The sequence below is a fragment of the Mizugakiibacter sediminis genome, from assembly GCF_000953855.2.
Classification (GTDB): domain Bacteria; phylum Pseudomonadota; class Gammaproteobacteria; order Xanthomonadales; family Rhodanobacteraceae; genus Mizugakiibacter; species Mizugakiibacter sediminis.
In genome coordinates this window covers 17,657-32,854 of sequence record NZ_DF970238.1, presented here as the reverse complement: position 1 = coordinate 32,854, position 15,198 = coordinate 17,657, and the positions used below count along the sequence as shown (strand labels likewise).

Here is a 15,198-nt window from a genome sequence, read left to right as displayed (position 1 = left end):
CCTCAGCTCGCCGCCGTGCCTGTGGAGACGGCGAGATTCCAATGGTCTTTGAGGACGCCTACAAGGCGTTTCTGGCGCTCGGCCAGGAGCGTGGGCGTCCATTCTTTTTCCGATCTGACTTCCTGCGTCAGCACGAATGGTGATGCAGTGCCCTTACCTCTGAAGTAGGCGTCTTTCTTCTTGGCAAAGTCGTAGTTGCTGGCAGACGAGTTCTTCTTCCTATCCAGCGGAACCAGATTGGCCAAACGGTGCGTCCAGCCATTGCGCTCGTCTTCATCCGGGAACCACTTGATCCAGTCCGAACCGTCGGGCGGGGTTTGCGGCAGAACGTGCTCCAGAGACACGGCATCTTGGAGCTGCACGCCGGGGGCGCGCACCAAGGATTCAAGGCGCAAGACCAGCGCCATCCGTGCCTTGGGCAGATCGTCGTAAACGTCGCCATCGAGTGCCGCGACGAACTTGCGCTTTTGCGCGTCAGTCAGTGTCAGCGTGGTGAGCGCGGCCAGATCCCCCTTGAAGGTCTCCGGCTCGATTTCCTTGGTCAGCGCAGCGTAGGTTTCGATGCGCTCGTTGATACCCACCTTGGTGACCAGCAGGAAATAGGTCAGGCGTTCCAGTGACTTGAAAAACTCGGCGAGCAATTTGGGCTGCTGCCGGAAGCGCTTGAAATAGACCAGTGCCGGGGGCACCCAGTCCTTGAAGTCCACGCGGTTGAGCCAGGACAGGTAGTCATTGATGGTCTCGGCGTGCTCGGTGGCTTCAAAGTCGGCATCGCGCACGAAGTCCCACACTTCGGCATAGGGTTTGATGACCTTGTCGACGAGGTCGATGGGGGCCTTGTACTCGGTGACGTGCTCCTGGAACTCCTTGACCAGCGTGGCCCGCTGCTTCTGCTTGGCGTAGATGGTGCGGATATGGCCGAACAGGTCGCCGAAAGCGTCGCGGCCAAGCTGGCTTTCGATCTCGCTCCACTTCTTCGAATAGGCGCGCGCCTTGTCCTCCCCGCCGATGCGACGGATCGAACCGAGCACTTCCGCCTTAATGATGTCGATGGGTGCCAGATCGAGCCCACGATTGTTCAGTACCGAGAAGATGCGGTAGGCCGCTTCGAGGTCGGGTGTGGAAATGACGACCAGGGAGCAGTCGTTCGCGAGGAATTTCCACAGGGCATTCAAGTCGTCAGGCGACAGGGCCTTGGCCTTTTCGAGCAGCAGCGTGGCGTTTTCGCGGTAACGCAGACGGCTGTCTTTCAGCTTGTCCGTACTGGCGACCAACTGTGCGATGCCACCCGGCTCCTGGATATACTGACGGAAGAACGTCGCATCTTCCTCGCGGGCGGTGAATCGGTAGCCGGTGGCCTTGCCCAGCATCTCGTCCCCCTCTTCGTAGAGGAAAGGGGTCACGCTTTTGACGCCTGGTGGGTAGTTGGCCGCCTCCCACGCTGCGCGCAGGGCCGCAAACAGGATCGTGAGCGTGGTCAGTCGCTGCTGGCCGTCAACGACCATCGCCTTGGGGTCGCGGTCGTTCTTGATAAGAACGATGCTGCCCAAGAAGTATTGGCTTGTGGCCCCGTTGGCTCGGGCATCCTGCATAGCGGAGACCAGATCATCAAACAACTCTCCCGCTTGCTCGGTTGTCCAGGCGTAGGGGCGCTGGTAGTCCGGAATCTCGAACTGGTAGCTGCCTTCGAAGATCTCCCGGATCAGCTTGTCGTGGGCTTCAAGTGTCTTGGCCATTGCGCTTGTTCTTTCCTATCGTTTCTTGGGGCTGCTCGGAGCTTGATACCCCGGCGCGAGCTTTGCGTTCTCAACGCCGTACAGCGCCAGCGGATCGCTGAGCCATAGGCGGTACTGTTCTTCCTTGAGGCGGTGGTCGGGCGAGCAGTCCACGCTCCAGCGCAGCAGCATGTAGCCCGCGACGGCGGCGCGAACGCGCATCCGGATCGAGCCGTCGGTCATCCCGTAGTCCATCCTGATGATCTCGGGGTGTTCAAGGCGCGGGTGCGGCACCAACTCCAGCTCGACGATGCGCGTCCACTGGATGTCGTTTTCCGGTCGCTCAAAGGCCTGTGGCTCCTCGTCGAGCAGCGTCGGCGCTTCGATACGGGTGACGACGAAGTCCCGAAACTCTCCGCTCTTGCGATCAAAGGCCCGGACATGCCAGCGCAGGCCGGTATCAACCAGTGCGAACGGAACGATGACGCGCTCGGATTCACCGCTGCTCATCGAGTGGTAGCGAATGGCGACGGGGCGCTTGGCGTGGATCGCCCGGCAGACCGGAGCCAGCACATCCATCCTGGGGTTGCTCAGGGCGGTGGGCGACTCGCACGGCAGCAGCGGCTGCAAGGACTGATTCGGGCCGTTCACACCATCGCCGAAGCCCAGCGCCAGCGCCGACAGCACGCGCTGCGGGGCGTGGTTGAACAGCGGGGAGAACGCCTGCCCGATCCGGTAGATCTTGTGGCTACCGTCAAAGGTGATGTTCTGCGGCGCGATTTCCCGGTACAGCGCCAAGTCGCGCGTCGCCCCTGCCGGCGCCACGCCGAAGCGCTCAATCAGATCTGGGCGACCGATCTCACCGAAGAAGTAGAGCCGGAAGTCGATGTAGGCCAGCCGCTCGCGCTGGGCGTGGCTCAAGCTCTCGACGCGCTGGGGTTGAGTCACTGAAGGTTCCTCATCCACGGCGGACGACCGAAAGACTGCGACTGGTTTTATGTTTGTCCATTGCTAGGCAGCTCACATCATCAAATTGATGACATTATGCGCCACAACTTGGACTACAACAACACGAGCGTAGCCACGCTCAGGACTTGAGTTCGATTCCGTGTTTGGGGATTGAACCGGCGTCCGCAAAAGACGGCCGGATACGACACAGGAGTGCGAAAGGACGGTGATCAGCGTAGAATCATCGCTGAACGGTGCTCATCGGAACTCATTGCAGCCGTGATAGGCCGCGTGGCGTCGCCTCAGCACCACCACCATTCAACGCCCAACCTCTATCGGTTGGGCGTTTTCATTTCCGGGTTCCGCGACACCACGCGGGGTTCGGCGCAGATCTGCATGTGCCACGCGGTGGTGCGACGTCCCCCCGCTTTTGAGTAGCACTGTGGTTTGGAGTCCAATCCCCCATCCGAAGGAGATTGGACGTGAAGAAGCGCTTTTCCGAAGAGCAGATCATCGGCTTCCTGCGTGAGGCGGAAGCCGGCCTGGCGGTGAAGGACCTTTGCCGCAAGCACGGCTTCAGCGAGGCCTCCTACTACCTGTGGCGCAGCAAGTTCGGCGGCATGAGCGTGTCGGAGGCGCGTCGCTTGAAGGAGCTGGAGACGGAGAACGCCCGGCTGAAGAAGCTGCTGGCCGAGCAGGTCCTCGAGAACGAGGTGATCAAGGACGCGCTGCGAAAAAAGTGGTGAGCGCACCGGCTCGACGCGAGCTGGTGCGGCAGATGATCGACCAGGGACTGAGCGAGCGGCGCTCGCTGGCCGTTGCTTGCATGAGTGCGAGTGCATATCGCTATGCGCCGTGCCCGGATCGCAACGTGGAGCTCCGACAACGGATCGTGGCCCTGGCGCAGCGGCACAAGCGCTACGGCGTCGGGATGATCCATCTGAAGCTGAAACAGGCCGGGCTGCCGGTGAACTACAAGCGCGTGGAGCGGCTGTATCAGGAAGCCCGGCTGCAGGTGCGCCGTCGCAAGCGCAAAAAGGTGCCTCTGGCCGAACGCCAGCCGCTGGCTCGCCCGACGGCAGCGAACGAGGTCTGGTCGATGGACTTCGTGTTCGATCGCACAGCCGAAGGCCGCGTCCTGAAGTGCCTGACGGTCGTCGATGACGCCACCCACGAGGCGGTCGTCATCGAGGTTGAGCGGGCGATCTCCGGCATCGGCGTGACGCGGGTGATGGATCGCCTCGCGCTCAGCCGTGGCCTACCCAAGGTGATTCGCAGTGACAACGGCAAGGAGTTCTGTGGCAAGGCGATGGTCACCTGGGCACATGAGCGTGGCGTGCAGCTGCGATTGATCGAGCCGGGCAAGCCGAACCAGAACGCGTACATCGAATCGTTCAACGGCCGCCTGCGCGACGAGTGCCTCAACGAGCACTGGTTCCCCAGCCTCCTGCACGCACGCGCCGAGATCGAGCGCTGGCGGCGGGAATACAACGAGGAGCGTCCGAAGAAGGCATTAGGCGGGCTGACGCCCGCCGCCTACGCGAAGCAGTTACAGTGACCCCGGACTCTAAACCGTCCCGCTACTCAAAGCGGGGGGACGTCGATGGTTCCGTGAGTATTCTTGCTCGCGGGAGCAGTAACCCGCAAGATGCTGTCGAATTCTTGAACAAGAGAGGGCACCTTCATGTCGCATGAGGCTCAGATCAGCCGCAACAACCCCACCGCGTTCCTCTTCGTCGTGGACCAGTCGGGCTCGATGTCGGATCGCATGGCTATCGGCAAGAGCAAGGCGGAATTCGTCTCCGACGCGCTGAACCGTACCATCATGAACCTTATTGGCCGCTGCACGAAGGCGGAGGGCGTTCGCGATTACTTTGAGGTCGGCGTGATCGGCTACGGCGGGCGCGGTGTCGACAACGGCTTTTCCGGAGCGCTCGGGGCGCGCGTGCTCAACCCCGTGTCGGCGATCGAGCAGAACCCGACTCGCGTGGAGGATCGCAAGAAGAAGATGGACGATGGAGCGGGCGGCATCGTTGAGACATCGGTGAAGTTTCCGGTCTGGTTTGAGCCTCGCGCCGACGGAGGAACGCCCATGCGCGCGGCTCTCACTAAGGCAGCTGAAGAACTGGCGGCTTGGTGCGACGCCCACCCCGAGAGCTATCCGCCAACTATTCTGCACGTCACCGACGGCGAATCCGGCGACGGAGACCCCGAGGAGATCGCCGCAAACTTGGGACAACTTCGGACCAATGACGGCTCGGTGGTCGTGATGAACATTCATGTCAGCGCGCTTGGCTCTGACACCATCAAGTTCCCGAGTTCTGAGTCCGGGCTGCCCGACAGCTACGCAAAGATGCTGTTTCGGATGTCGAGCGTGCTGCCTCCACACGTCGCCGCGTTTGCGAAGGACAAGGGCTACGCGGTGAGTCCGGAGTCGCGAGGCTACATGTTCAATGCTGAGGCCGGCGAGATCGTCGACTTCTTCGACATTGGCACGCGCGCGTCCCAGCTTCGCTGACCAGACGCCATGCGGGCCCTGTTCGTGGGGACCTGCGCGAAGGAGCCTGACAGGCCAGAGACGAACGAGGATGCTTACGCATTCTCCGTCGACCGGCAGCGCCTCGCGCTAAGTGACGGAGCCAGTGAGTCCTATGACTCACGGCTCTGGGCGCGTTTGCTCGCTGGAAAGTTTGCAGACGATCCGCGCTTCGACCAAGAGTGGATCGAGAGCGCAGTGGCGGCCTATCAGGCTGAGCATGACTTCGCCGCCATGACTTGGTCGCAGCAGCTCGCTTTCGAGCGCGGCTGCTTCGCCACCTTGCTCGGCGTCGAGCACGACGCCGTCAATCACCGCCTATCGCTCTTTGGGGTCGGCGACTCCGTTGCTGTGCTTTTGGTGGGCGTAGAAGTTGTCCGCGCGTGGCCGTTGGATCACCCGGATAGGTTTAAGGAGCGACCGACACTGCTTTCCACTTTGCGAGCGCACAACGAGTTCACGCAGGCGCCCGATTTCGGATCGCTTGCGCGTATCGAGTTGGACTTGGCACCATTTCCCGAGCCCAAGCTTCTTTGTATGACCGACGCGCTTGGGGAGTGGACACTTCGAATGGCCAGCGACGATCCGGGGCGGTTGGCCGATCTTCTGGCCATCCGAAGCTCAGAGCAGCTCACTTCTCTGGTCGTCGCAGAGCGCGACGCGAAGCGCATGCGGGTCGACGATTCGACTTTGGCGATCTTGAAGTTTGGGGCTGGGGAGGACGCAGTTGGCTTACCCCTCCCTTGAGCAGTACAACCAAGCGTTCTCCGCCCACGGCACGTTGCTCGCGGACCCTGAGCTGCGCGCCGGGACCCTCGCCAAGAGCGGCCTTGGGCTGCCGCTGGCGATCAGCGGAGGCTTCGCTCTGACCTACACGGTCAGCACGGCTCGCGGAAAGTTTGCTGTCCGCTGCTTTCATCGGGAATCCAAGGGTCTTGAGCGACGCTACGCGGCGATCTCCAAGAAGCTTGCCAGTCTGCGCTCGCCCTACTTCCTGGACTTCCAGTTTCAGCCGTAGGGTATCCGAGTCAATGGGGCCGCCTATCCGGTGGTCAAGATGGCCTGGGCGAGTGGAACGACGCTCGGCGAGTTTCTAGAGGACAACCTCAGAAATTCAGCGGCGCTTGGCCGTCTCGCGGACGCATTGGCAAAGCTCGCCGCCTACTTGCAGAAGGAAGGCATCGCACACGGCGACCTGCAAAGCGGCAATCTGATGGTGAGCCGCGACGGCTCTTCGGTACAGCTGATCGACTATGACGGCATGTTCGTCGACGAGATCAAGGACCTGGGCAGCGCGGAGCTAGGACACGTCAACTTCCAACACCCGCAGCGCAAGTCCCTTAATCCGTTTGATGCGTCGCTCGATCGCTTCTCGCTGATCGCCTTGTCGCTGTCCATCCGCGCTCTGCAATTGGACGCATCGCTTTGGAGCAAGACCAACTCGGAGGCGGACGCCATCCTCTTCCGTACCAACGACTTCCTCGATCCGGCAGGGTCCAGCGCATTCGCGCTCGTTGCCAGGAACACCAGCCTCGCAACCCACGTCAAGAATTTCGCCGCGGTCTGCAAGTCGCCGATGGCGCGAGCACCGGAATTGGCGGACTTCCTGGCTGGCCGGAACATTCCCACCATTCCCATTGTCATCGCGCCTCCCAGGCCCACCGCTGGGCAGATCTCAGTCGCGGCCCGACCGGGCTACGTGGGCGCGTATCCCGTGCTCTCGGCCACCGACTATGCGGCCTGTCTCAGAGCTGTTGGCGACAAGGTCGAAGTCATTGGCCGCATTGTCGAGGTGAAGCTAGACAAGACACGCGGCGGCAAGCCTTACATCTTCGTCAACTTCGGCCCCTGGCAAGGCAGCATTTTCAAGGTGTCGATCTGGTCGGACGGTTTGGCACACGTGAAGTCCAAGCCGGACGCATCCTGGGTTGGCAAGTGGGTCAGCGTCGTTGGGTTGATGGAGCCACCCTTCGTGAACAAGAAGTTCCGCTACTCACACCTGTCGATCACCGTCGGCGCGGCAGGGACGATGACGCCGATCACGGAGCAGGAGGCGCAATGGCGCTTGGCTGGCGCAGGTAGGGCAGCAGGGGCTTTCACCGCAGCGACGACGAGCAATCAGCAGACGCTCGACAAGATCAAGGGCGTGTCTGGCCCGGCACCGAGCCCTGCAGGCCCACGCGCTTCATCTCCAGCCCCCTCCTCGAACGCGCAGGTACTCCAAAAGATCCGGGCCTCATCCGGACCTTCAGTGCCGACTCCGCCCCCTGTCTCCCCTGGCCGCCACACCTATCAACCTCCGTCGCAGCAACCAGGCGTGGTCGAGCGACTGTTCAAGTGGCTGTTCGGATGAGGGCCGCGACGTAGCTTGGGGCGTCGTGGGCGGCGCTGCCAGTCAGCCGCAATTGGTCAGCCTCAGCCATTGCAATGCGCAGATTTGGGATGGCCGCGGACGACGAATCTCTCCATGCGCCCCTCATTTCCCACCATTTCCGCTACATTCCCACCCCGATGTAGATGCCGGTTGGGTTCCGCTTAGGACTCCACCACCACCATTCAACGCCCAACCTCTATCGGTTGGGCGTTTTCGTTTGCGGGTTCCGCGACACCACGCGGGATCCGGCGCCGATCTGCCTGTGCCACGCGGTGGTGACACCGCGTCCGGAAACCGCCCGGTTCGACTTTCCTTCGCTCTCAGTTCTCTCGAAACCCGCGCCAGCTTCTTCGCCGGAGCACACGCAGGCGGCCTTCTGCGTCGGTGACTTGCGCGTGCGCCGCTGCCATCGGTTGTCCATCGCGCTTGGATGACCAGGGCATCAGGCCGGCGCAAGGCTCGACGCCGCCGCACAGGGCATTGAGTACAAGCCCGCGCACTGCTGCGTGACCACGAGGGTTCGGTAGGCACGCAACGGCTCAACAGTGAACCCGGACGCGATCCTCCATGCCGGAGGGCAGGTTCAAGGGGTGGTGGACGCAAAGTACAAGTCGCTGCATCCGTCCGCAAGCGCGCCGAATGGTCCGCAGCGCGAGGATCTGTACCAGATTGCCGCGTACCTCGGCCGGTTCACTCCTGCAGTAGGCAGGATGTCCTGGGGCATACTGGCTTACCCGCTGGACCCTGCACAGCCGTCGATCCCGCAGGCCGAGCAGTTCAGCCCCTGGAGCTTGGATGGCGGCAGGAAGATCGTATTCACCTCCCTGCCGCATGTCGCATCGGATGCGGTCACCAAGCTCCGCGTACTGATAGCTCCGGTGACCGCCGAGCGAGACCGCTGGCAAGCGCAAGCCTAGCCCCGCTCCGGGGCGAGCCCCTCCTCGAATGTCTGTGACCGTCCACTACGCGAGCTTGGCGCCGACCTCTTCGCAGACGCTCTCGACCACAGCCGCCACTTCGTGCAGGAAGGAATTGCGATCCGGCGAGGGGGTGACGTCAGGAATCGGCGCAGCCCTCTCGTAGATGCGCTCGCCGATGATCGACGCGCGCGCGTAGCTGGAACCACGCCCGGACTGGTTAAACGCCGACTGCCATTCCGGCATCCGCTCGGATCGAACGCGGCGAGTAGCGAGGTCCAGCGTCTTGGTGGACAGCGCGTTGGCCAGGCCGTCAAACACCTGCTGCTTGTGCGCGTCGTCGGTCGGCTCGACGGAGTCCCACCGGAGCGGGTTCTGCAGCAGCACATACAGCCGATCCTGCAGCTGCTTGCGTAGATCCGCGACCGGCTTGAGGTTGTCGTACTCGTCGCCGAGGCCGGGCGTGCTGAGTCGTCGGCTCAATGCCCAGATGCGCTTCCAGTGTTCCTTGCTGGCGCCGGGCTTGTAGTCGAGGCCCAAGCGCGGCCACCACGCATCGTGGAAGCTCTCGGCAGCGTTCTTCACGGCCAGGACGAGATTCATCCGGTCGTACACCGGCTTCGCGCGCACGGGCTCGGGCTTCTCGACGATGGCATCGATTGCCGCGAGCAGCGCCTGCAGTTGTCCGATGGTCCGCTTGTGGGTCTTCTTCGTGGCGTCCAGGTCTTCGTCGATCCTGCCGACGAAGAAGCAGGCGTCCTTCAGGCGACCGCGAAGTGCTCGTTCCGCGAACGGGCCCAGTTCCTCACCAATGGAGGCGAGGACGTTTTCGGCGGAAGCCAGGACGTGCTGCTCCTTGGCCGTCGCGTTGGGCAGGTTGTCGCCCTTGACCTCGTCGAAGTGCGTGAATACGAGCAGCAGCTTGCTGGCGCTGCCCGACGTGATCATCTCCTTCATGGCCGCAACCGGCGCTGCCTGCATCGGCTGAACAGCGTTGTCGACGAGCACGATGGCATCCGTCGACTCGATGCGCCGCGTCAGCGAGGTCGAGAGGGCCGCCACCGACTTGGGCGTGTGGCCCAGGCCTTCACCGTCGAGGAGCACGAGCTTGGGCTGCTGGCCGCCGTTCCACGCCGGCAGGAACGCGCCGGACACACGGACTCCATTAACCAGCGGCGTCAGCAGGCGCCCGAAGCGTGAGGAGTGGTTGCTGGAGAAGCGCGTGACTGTCTTAATGAAGGTCGCACGGTCGTCGGTCTCCCACGACCACGATTGCGGCCAGCCCTGCTTGTTGCGGCGTACCACGCCATCCGCAAGCAGCGAAAAACGAAGCTCGATCTCGTCCATGAGCTCGTCGCTGATGCGGTGGAATTCGTCGTCTTCACGAAGCCGGCGATCAAGTTCCTCCTCGAATAGCTCGTCGACGACCCGCTGGTCCTTTTCGTCAGTGGCGCCCAACTCGGTCTTCAGTTGGTCGCCGTGGCGGGCGGCGATGGCGCGCAACGCCGTCAACGTCTTCGTCAACAGCGCATTGGTGGCGTCGAGATCAATCGCGCCGTCAGCAGCGGTCTCCTCGGTCGGCTCCGCGGCGGCGTCCTCGTCATCCTCATCGTCGTCGGCGCCTGCCGCCTGCGGCCCGTTGCCGAGCACGTAGTTGAAGCGGAACCGTTGGTTCACATGCATCAACAGCTTGCGCAGCACTTCACCGTCGCCGTCGCCACGGTAGGCGGACAGCACGGCCTCGGAGATGCACTCGTTCAAATGCTCACGGACTTCGTCGACGGGGAAGAAGGTCACCACAGCCTTGTAAGGGCCTGGCGCAAGCACGACCTCGGTCTCATGCACCGTGGTCTTCGCCGTCGATGTCGACGGAAAGCGCTCGGTCTCCGGGTCCGTGCCGATCAATTGCCGAAGCAGCGTCGTCTTGCCGGCGCCGGTCGTCCCTAGGAGCAGCGCCCGCCGATAGTCGGAATCCTTCGACGTCGGGAGGGGAATGATCGACTCGCGGATCGCACCGAAGTCGCTCTGCTCAGGTTCCATGCCGTGATAGAAGATCTCGACGACCCGGCGATGGAACCGCTTTTCAGCCTCCGCCCTGGCCGGCAAGCTCCAGAAGCTTTCCTCTGCCAGTAGCTGGTTGAGTTGATCCTTAAGATCATTGGCCTCGGCCTCATCGGACGTTCCGAGCCCCTGGCGGACTCGCAGGCCCGGCTTGCCAGTGTTTGGGTCGACCCGAACTGGGTGGCGGAAGATCACAGCCCATGCACTGCGACCCTGCGACCGGCTCAGGGTCGCCACAAAACGCTTTTCCATGCCGCACCTTGTTGTTCATTTGTTGTTCCGAAGCGGATCATAGGTGTGTCGGCACGAGCGGTCAAGCGAAATCGGAACAACAGCGGAACAACGCTGGCGCAGCTTGAGTACGGAGAGCACCGCGCGCGCAAACCTTCTGGCAGTACGCGTCAACCAAGGTGTAAACTGACAACCGAACTGTCAACCAAGAAGAGATCGGAGCCTACAAGTGAGCGAAAGGATGGCGAACGCGCCGGTGTACTACGCGCTCGCGCAGGCGCACTTCAATCCTGTCGTCGCGATGTCCAAGTACGTGGATCAGATCCAGGATCGTCTGCGGCGCGAGGGATATCCGTTGTTCGAGCCGCAACAGGTCACGCACCTGGTTGTTCCGGGTCCTGGCCAGGGGCAGCGAGCAGAGCCGCAGATTACGCATACGGTCTCCTGGCTCATCACGCGCAGCGACCGTACGGCCGGGTTCATCCTGGCACCGTCGGCCATCACGTATCACACGACCCACTATGACACGTACAACGAGTTCATCCCGGAGCTGCTGCGCGGCTTGACGGCCGTGCACGAGGTGGCAACGCTCGATCACGTCAGTCGGTTGGGCCTTCGCTATTTGGATGCCGTGTTGCCTCGCGCCGGTGAGAGCGTGGAGCAGTACCTCGTCAGCGGATTGCATGGGGTCGAGTTCAATGCCACGCAGCTTTACAGGCTGACGGAGTCAGTCTTCGGCACGGAAACCGGTCCACTGGCGCCGACGGGTACGCTCGTGACCCGGGTGTATAGGATGACCGCGTCTTTGGGGTTCCCGCCAGACCTGCAGCCCCACGGCTTGATGATCAATCCGAAATTCGAGGTGAAGGAACCTCGGGCGCATGCGGTCATCGATACGGACCACTTCGTCGAAGGCCGCATGCCGATCGACATGGACAAGCTAGGTGAGCAGCTGCTCTCGCTGCATGCGACCATCAAGTCCGTCTTCGGAGCAACGACGACGGATCATGCGCGCGACGCGTGGGCCTGAACCGGACAAATCAGACGCCATGTACACCGCGATCCTCCCTTCTCATCGACCCATGCCGTTCGCCGCGCCGATTGGGGCTGCCGCGACCGCAGCCTTTGCGCTGATCTGCTCAGCCCTTGCGGTCGGTGGTACCGGCAGCGTTTTCGAGATCTCCCGTGCCGGAGACTGGCGCGGGATGCTGGAGGCGCGAGTTCCCTTCCACGTCGACGTCGGGATGGCTGATGACAGCCAGGAGCAACGCCCTGATGTTCGATCAGCATCTGACCACCTCAGCAACATCCGCCAGGTGTTGAATCCGGCCATCGCGGATCTGGCCACTGTGTTCGGCGTCTCCAGACAGGCGATCTACAAGTGGATCGGCGAGGAAGCGACGCCCGAACCCGACAAGTTCGAGCGGATTCGCGCCCTCAGCCATGCAGCCGACGATTTCCGAGGCGCGGGCATCACTCGCGCGTCTTCCATGCTGAAGATGAAGGCATTTGAAGGCCGGTCCTTGATGGACCTCGCTGCTGCCGGTCAGCTCTTGCCGTCGCACATCCAGTCGCTGATCGCCGAAGCCCAGGCGATGGATGCGGCTTACGACCGATCAGGCTTGGCGAAGTCGAAAGCGAAGCCCTCGGACGATTGGCGTACCGAGGTGTCCATTCCCGGATCCCCCGAGCGATAGGTCGGGGGGCGATGGATGCTGGCGCGCGATACGGACTGGCGACAGGGTGATCTTCTAACTTGCGAGGCCGCTGCTGCATTGGGTTTGGTCGGCGCGACCGACCACGGGCGCCGCGTCATCGTCATCACCCATGACTGCGACTTGCCGCATGACAGCGAGCTGTGCGTCGAGGTCATCGTCGCCGAGTTGGTCGTGAAGGAACCCAGGCCTGACCCGCAGCTCTCCTACGCCAAGAACCCGCGACGACTCCACCTCGCCTACGAGGGCACCGACGCTGCGCCGTTGATTCTTGAGCTCCGGCATGGTGATCGCCGCAGTGTACCGAAAGGCGACTTCGCAGAGCGCGCAGTCAAAGATAACAGCCTCGCGCTGCCGGTCGACGCGAAGCGTGCGCTCAAGCAATGGCTTGCTGCGCGATACGGCCGACCAGCCTTCCCCAACGCTTTCGAGGAGCGGCTGCGCAAGCTCTCTGGCAAGCGCACCGTCGAGCAGATGATCGCAAAGATTCTGGAGCCTGATGCGAAGTATCTGGTCGGGCTGTTCTTCGATCTGGGTGAGCAGCGAGGCGCAGAAGTGGTCGAAGGGGAGCCCTACACGCTTTCTGTGTCCGTTGTCTACGACGCCACCGAGGGAGGCGGCGAAGCGAGAGGGTCGGCTGAGCGTGTCGCTGGGCAGCTGCGCGAGCTGTTCGAAAAGACCTACGGCAAGCCCGACGTTGCCACGGAGATCGCGCTAGACGCTTGCGAAGCCGTGGCAGACACGCACTTGACGCTGGCTGATCTGCGCCGCGTGGATCAGTGGCGTCTAGAGTACGTCAGTCTGCGAGATGACGATCAAGGCGACTTTCTGGCGGTCGGTGAAATGCCGGCGTAGGGCCCCAGGATTGCCGCGCCATCGCGATGGATTCCGCCCGAAGCCGCACTCGTTGTAGATGCCGGTTTTCTTTCTGGGTAAAGTCCACCACCACCCTTTCACGCCCAACCTTTACCGGTTGGGCGTTTTCATTTCTGCGTTCCGCGACACCACGGGGAGTTCGGCGCCGATCTGCCTGTGCCACGCGGTGGTGACACCGCGTCCGGAAACCGCCCGGTTCGACTTTCCTTCGCTCTCAGTTCTCTCGAAACCCGCGCCAGCTTCTTCGCCGGAGCACACGCAGGCGGCCTTCTGCGTCGGTGACTTGCGCGTGCGCCGCTGCCATCGGTTGTCCATCGCGCTTGCATGACCAACCACTCAGGACAACGGAATCCATCGATCGAGACGCAGGACGCCGCAGCGACACAGGGAGGGCCTCGACCCGAGCGGCCGACCGCTGTCGATGCGCCCGCGGATCCTTCGGACTTCCCCGGTCAGGTACGGATAAAGCGCGTCTTCCTCCGCCCCGATCGGCCCGCCGAGCACGACGAGCAGATCGCCCTGAGCGAGATCGAGCTTCCACAGTGCATCATGGGCGGGGCGCGTAGGCGTGCCGGCTGGCATGGGGAACGCGACAGGACAACGGCTCCGGCCGCGGAGGGGTGGGTTGCGGTCCGGTCGGCAGGGGCCCGGCAGGGGTGGCGTTCGGGGACGGGATGGGGGGGTGAAAGGCGTGGCCTCCCCTCAGGCATCGGATTCCTGCTCGCCCGCCTCCCGGCTTGCGCCGGCATCACGAATCCATAGTACTCGAACGAGGGGAACAGGGGAGGCCGAGCCAGGGAGCGGCCGTCGCGCCATGCCGTGGCCGCGCGCCGCATGCGTCCACCGTTCGCCCCTCTCCCCCCGGCCGCATCCGCCCGGCACTCCTCCCCGCTTGCTCCCCGATCCCTGTGGGCCATCGAAGAGGAGTGAACCCATGTTCGTCGCGAAGACTTCTGTGCGCCGTGTGCGGCGCGGTGGTATGCGTGGTTGCGTCCTGGCCTTGGCGTGTGCAGCGGCGAGCGGGCTGTCGCCGGTGGCCGTGGCCGGCGACGTCTGCGACGCCGATGGTGCCGGCGGCACCGGAGGCTCGACCGCGGCCGGTCTTGGCGCCATCGCCTGTGGCCAATCCAACACGGCCTCGGGCACTGGCAGCAGCGCCTTCGGCCGCTCTAACACGGCCTCGGGCGATTTCGGTAGCGCCTTCGGCCATTTCAACGCGGCCTTGGGCAATTTCAGCTTCGCCTTCGGCCGCTCCAACGCGGCCTCGGGCGTTGCCAGCACCGCCTTCGGCCAATCCAACACGGCCTCGGGCGATTTCAGCACCGCCTTCGGCCGCAGCAACACGGCTTCGGGCGGCTTCAGCAGTGCCTTCGGCTACTTCAACACGGCTTCGGGCACTTTGAGCAGCGCCTTCGGCAGCTACGGACAAGTGCTGGGCGACACGGGGGCGAACCCGGCGGCCTCGCAGTACTCGATTGCGATCGGCGGCGGCGACAGCCCCACGACCGGGGCCCGAGTCGGCACCGCGACCGGCATCGGCGCGCAGGCGGCCATCGCCATCGGCCGCAGCACCGCGGTGGAGGACGGCGCCGACAATGCGATCGCGATCGGCACCGGGGCGAACGTCGGCGCCGGCCTGGCCAACGGCGTGGCGCTGGGCGCCGGCGCGCAGGTGCAGGCCGCCAATGGCGCCGCCATCGGCGCAGGCTCGGTGGCCGACCGCGCCAACGCGGTCGCGGTCGGCGCGGCCGGCAACGAACGTCAGATCATCCACGTCGCCGACGCCACCGCAGCCACCGATGCGGTCAACCTGCGCCAGATGCAG

13 protein-coding genes and 1 pseudogene are annotated in these 15,198 nt (G+C 63.4%); 11 read left to right on the top strand and 3 right to left on the bottom strand.

The window, feature by feature from the left end:
- Positions 1-2 precede the first annotated feature (2 nt).
- Positions 3-1,736: a DUF262 domain-containing protein gene (locus MBSD_RS11395; RefSeq protein ID WP_062537439.1), complete on the bottom strand. Its 1,734-nt coding sequence runs from the start codon at positions 1,734-1,736 to the stop codon at positions 3-5.
- Positions 1,737-1,751: 15 nt separating this feature from the next.
- Positions 1,752-2,663 (bottom strand): WYL domain-containing transcriptional regulator, encoded by a 912-nt coding sequence (locus MBSD_RS11390; protein ID WP_187300663.1) that lies wholly within the window; start codon positions 2,661-2,663, stop codon positions 1,752-1,754.
- Positions 2,664-3,145: 482 nt separating this feature from the next.
- Between MBSD_RS11390 and MBSD_RS11385 the strand changes: the two genes are divergently transcribed.
- The 6 genes from MBSD_RS11385 to MBSD_RS11365 all read left to right on the top strand — a co-directional run bounded on the left by MBSD_RS11385 (position 3,146) and on the right by MBSD_RS11365 (position 8,490).
- Positions 3,146-4,221, top strand: a protein-coding gene (locus MBSD_RS11385) for an IS3 family transposase (protein ID WP_425478115.1) whose coding sequence is annotated in 2 segments (ribosomal slippage) — positions 3,146-3,404 and positions 3,404-4,221 — 1,077 coding nt in all. Because the reading frame shifts where the segments join, the coding sequence is not laid out codon by codon here.
- A 126-nt stretch (positions 4,222-4,347) separates the two neighbouring features.
- Entirely contained in the window at positions 4,348-5,181 is an 834-nt protein-coding gene (locus MBSD_RS11380) for a vWA domain-containing protein (protein WP_062537437.1), read from the top strand.
- A 9-nt stretch (positions 5,182-5,190) separates the two neighbouring features.
- Complete coding sequence (locus MBSD_RS11375) at positions 5,191-5,946, top strand: hypothetical protein (protein ID WP_062537436.1); 756 nt, start codon at positions 5,191-5,193, stop codon at positions 5,944-5,946.
- Positions 5,927-6,217 carry a hypothetical protein gene (locus MBSD_RS15630; RefSeq protein ID WP_201797490.1) on the top strand — a complete coding sequence of 97 codons (291 nt, stop codon included), beginning with the start codon at positions 5,927-5,929 and terminating at the stop codon, positions 6,215-6,217. Before MBSD_RS11375 ends, MBSD_RS15630 begins: the two co-directional genes overlap by 20 nt.
- Positions 6,218-6,256: 39 nt before the next feature.
- Positions 6,257-7,552, top strand: a complete 1,296-nt coding sequence (locus MBSD_RS11370) for a hypothetical protein (RefSeq protein WP_062537434.1) — start codon at positions 6,257-6,259, stop codon at positions 7,550-7,552.
- Between the two features lie 566 nt (positions 7,553-8,118).
- On the top strand, positions 8,119-8,490 hold the full coding sequence (locus MBSD_RS11365) for a 5-methylcytosine restriction system specificity protein McrC (RefSeq protein WP_114693259.1): 372 nt from the start codon (positions 8,119-8,121) through the stop codon (positions 8,488-8,490).
- 45 nt (positions 8,491-8,535) lie between these two features.
- Here MBSD_RS11365 and MBSD_RS11360 read toward each other — a convergent pair whose 3' ends face one another.
- Positions 8,536-10,803 carry a hypothetical protein gene (locus tag MBSD_RS11360; protein ID WP_062537432.1) on the bottom strand — a complete coding sequence of 756 codons (2,268 nt, stop codon included), beginning with the start codon at positions 10,801-10,803 and terminating at the stop codon, positions 8,536-8,538.
- Between the two features lie 208 nt (positions 10,804-11,011).
- On the opposite strand from MBSD_RS11360, the gene MBSD_RS11355 reads away from it, so the two are divergent.
- From MBSD_RS11355 to MBSD_RS11340, 5 genes and pseudogenes are all read left to right on the top strand, one after another.
- Positions 11,012-11,812 (top strand): TIGR04255 family protein, encoded by an 801-nt coding sequence (locus tag MBSD_RS11355; protein WP_201797489.1) that lies wholly within the window; start codon positions 11,012-11,014, stop codon positions 11,810-11,812.
- A gap of 19 nt (positions 11,813-11,831) precedes the next feature.
- Positions 11,832-12,479: a hypothetical protein gene (locus MBSD_RS11350; protein ID WP_062537487.1), complete on the top strand. Its 648-nt coding sequence runs from the start codon at positions 11,832-11,834 to the stop codon at positions 12,477-12,479.
- 15 nt (positions 12,480-12,494) lie between these two features.
- The gene (locus tag MBSD_RS11345; protein WP_062537430.1) at positions 12,495-13,352 is read left to right on the top strand and encodes a hypothetical protein; all 858 of its coding nucleotides are present in this window, start codon (positions 12,495-12,497) and stop codon (positions 13,350-13,352) included.
- Positions 13,353-13,410: 58 nt separating this feature from the next.
- On the top strand, positions 13,411-13,701 hold the full coding sequence (locus MBSD_RS15800; protein WP_237071795.1) for a hypothetical protein: 291 nt from the start codon (positions 13,411-13,413) through the stop codon (positions 13,699-13,701).
- A gap of 606 nt (positions 13,702-14,307) precedes the next feature.
- Positions 14,308-15,198: pseudogene (locus MBSD_RS11340) on the top strand (hypothetical protein); the annotation flags it as partial.

Excerpts from the sequence above, each read along its gene's own strand:
- MBSD_RS11395 (WP_062537439.1), bottom strand. The coding sequence starts at position 1,736 with ATGGCCAAGACACTTGAAGCCCACGACAAGCTGATCCGGGAGATCTTC.
- MBSD_RS11380 (WP_062537437.1), top strand. The coding sequence starts at position 4,348 with ATGTCGCATGAGGCTCAGATCAGCCGCAACAACCCCACCGCGTTCCTC.
- MBSD_RS11375 (WP_062537436.1), top strand. The coding sequence starts at position 5,191 with ATGCGGGCCCTGTTCGTGGGGACCTGCGCGAAGGAGCCTGACAGGCCA.
- MBSD_RS11370 (WP_062537434.1), top strand. The coding sequence starts at position 6,257 with ATGGCCTGGGCGAGTGGAACGACGCTCGGCGAGTTTCTAGAGGACAAC.
- MBSD_RS11360 (WP_062537432.1), bottom strand. The coding sequence starts at position 10,803 with ATGGAAAAGCGTTTTGTGGCGACCCTGAGCCGGTCGCAGGGTCGCAGT.
- MBSD_RS11350 (WP_062537487.1), top strand. The coding sequence starts at position 11,832 with ATGTACACCGCGATCCTCCCTTCTCATCGACCCATGCCGTTCGCCGCG.
- MBSD_RS11345 (WP_062537430.1), top strand. The coding sequence starts at position 12,495 with ATGCTGGCGCGCGATACGGACTGGCGACAGGGTGATCTTCTAACTTGC.
- MBSD_RS15800 (WP_237071795.1), top strand. The coding sequence starts at position 13,411 with ATGCCGGTTTTCTTTCTGGGTAAAGTCCACCACCACCCTTTCACGCCC.